We start from the raw sequence: 2,156 nt of genomic DNA on the forward strand, positions 1-2,156 counted from the left end.
ATTGTAAGCCTTCCGGCCCTGCCTCCGGCGCCCCCGTCCCCAATCCAATGCGAGCCATGCCCCTCGACCTGCCCCGCCTGCCCTACGACCGCACCGCCCTGCAGCCGCACCTGTCGGCCGAAACGCTGGACCTGCACCACGGCCGCCATCACCGTGCCTACATCGAGGCGGTCAACGCGCGCATCGAAGGCACCGAGCTGGCCGACCTGCCGCTGGAGGACATCGTGCGGCAAAGCCAGGGCAGTCTGTTCGATGCCGCCGCCCAGGCCTGGAACCACGCGTTTTACTTCCAGTGCCTGCACCCGCGCGGCGGCGGCGATCCGAAGGACCGGCTGGGCGAACTGGTGACCCGCCACTTCGGCGATGTGCGCCGGCTGCGCGAAGAGTTCGAGCGCGCCGCGTTGGGCCTGTTCGGGTCGGGCTGGGTCTGGCTGGTGCAGCACCCGACCGGCGCGCTGGCCATCCAGAGCACGCGCAACGCCGGCACCCCACTGACCGGGCACAGCACCCCGCTGCTGGCCTGTGATGTGTGGGAGCACGCGTATTACACGGACTACCAGAATGAGCGCGCGCGCTATCTGGAGGCGTTCTGGAAGGTGGTGAACTGGGATTTCGTGGCGGCGCAGTTGCGCGATTGAGCGGTGTGTACCGACCAACGGTCGGTACCTACGTGGGCGTTTACGGTCGGTGCCTATCGGCAGGTCACGACCGTTGGTCGTGACCGGGGCGCTCGTCCCCTTCCACCGTTTCTACCCGCGCAGCACCGCGACCACCGGGGCGACCTGGGCGCCGCGATCAAGCTGCCCGCCCACGTTTTCCAACGCATCGGCCAACCTGCCCGCGTCGTCATCGCGCAGCGTGGCATGGCCCACCTTGCGGCCGTCGCGCGGCTGCTTGCCGTAGTCGTGCCAATGCCCGCCGGGCTGGCCCAGCACGGCCTCAGCAGCCGGCATCACGCCCAGCCAATTCAACATGCAGGCCTGTCCCAGCATGCGGGTGTCGCCCAGCGGCAGGCCGAGCACGGCCCGCAGGTGGTTCTCGAACTGCGAGGTCTCGCTGCCTTCGATCGTCCAGTGACCGGAGTTGTGCACGCGCGGCGCCATCTCGTTGACCAGCAGTTCGTCACCGCGGCAGAACAGCTCCAGCGCGAACACGCCCACATAGTCCAGGCGCTCGGCCAGCGCACGGGCATGGCCGATGGCCGCCTCGTGCTGGGCCGGGCTCAAGCGCGCCGGGGCCAGGCTGGCCGACAGCACCCCGTCCACATGCCAGTTGCCGGTCACCGGCCAGGCACGGAATTCACCGTCGCGCCCCCGCACGGCCACCACGCTCACTTCGCGATCGAAGGCGACGAAGCCCTCCAGGATCAGGCCGGTCTTCTCGACGTACTCACCAAGCGTGGCCCAGGCCGCATCGATATCCGCCGCGCTGCGGATGCGGAACTGCCCCTTGCCGTCGTACCCCAGGCGGCGGGTCTTGACGATGCAGGGCATGCCGAATTCGGCCACCCGGGCGGCGAGTTCGTCGCGACTGCGGATGTCGGCGAACGGCGGCAGCGGAATGCCCAGCTGCTGGAACAGGGTCTTCTCGCTCAGGCGGTCCTGGGCCACGGCCAGCGCATCCGGGTTGGGATACACCGGCACGCGCTCGGCCAGGAAGCGGGCGCTGTGCGCGGGCACGTTCTCGAAATCGAAGGTGACCACGTCCACGCGGGCGGCGAATGCGGCCAGCGCGGCCTCATCGTCGAACGCGGCCACCTGCAGCGGCGCCACCTGGGCACCGCAGGCATCGGCGGCCGGGTCGAACAGTTCGAAGCGCAGCCCCAGCGGCGCCCCGGCCAGCACCATCATGCGGGCGAGCTGGCCGCCGCCCAGGATGCCTACGGTCCGGGTGCTCATTGACGCGGATCGTCGTGGGCCATGACGTCTTCGGTCTGGCGGGCGCGGAACGCGTCCAGCGCCTGGCCGATCGCCGGCTGCTCCGGGGCCAGCATCGCGGCCGCGAACAGCGCCGCGTTCGACGCGCCGGCGTTGCCGATGGCGAAGGTGGCCACCGGGATGCCGGCCGGCATCTGCACGATCGACAGCAGCGAATCCATGCCGTTCAAGGCCTTGGACTGCACCGGCACGCCCAGCACCGGCACGGCGGTCTTGGCC

General features: G+C 70.0%; 3 protein-coding genes. 1 reads left to right on the forward strand and 2 read right to left on the reverse strand.

What is annotated here, in order from left to right:
* The first annotated feature begins 56 nt into the window (after positions 1–56).
* The gene (locus DBR34_RS05010) at positions 57–638 is read left to right on the forward strand and encodes a superoxide dismutase (RefSeq protein WP_128095949.1); all 582 of its coding nucleotides are present in this window, start codon (positions 57–59) and stop codon (positions 636–638) included.
* A gap of 111 nt (positions 639–749) precedes the next feature.
* Here the strand turns inward: DBR34_RS05010 and DBR34_RS05015 are convergent, their stop codons facing one another.
* Both DBR34_RS05015 and DBR34_RS22145 read right to left on the reverse strand, forming a co-directional pair.
* The gene (locus tag DBR34_RS05015; RefSeq protein ID WP_128095950.1) at positions 750–1,898 is read right to left on the reverse strand and encodes a 5-(carboxyamino)imidazole ribonucleotide synthase; all 1,149 of its coding nucleotides are present in this window, start codon (positions 1,896–1,898) and stop codon (positions 750–752) included.
* On the reverse strand, positions 1,895–2,156 hold a 262-nt coding region (locus tag DBR34_RS22145), incomplete at its 5' end, for an AIR carboxylase family protein (protein WP_258223672.1). The genes DBR34_RS22145 and DBR34_RS05015, both read right to left, overlap by 4 nt.

This window comes from Stenotrophomonas sp. HMWF003 (assembly GCF_003061285.1).
Taxonomy (GTDB): domain Bacteria; phylum Pseudomonadota; class Gammaproteobacteria; order Xanthomonadales; family Xanthomonadaceae; genus Stenotrophomonas; species Stenotrophomonas maltophilia_AP.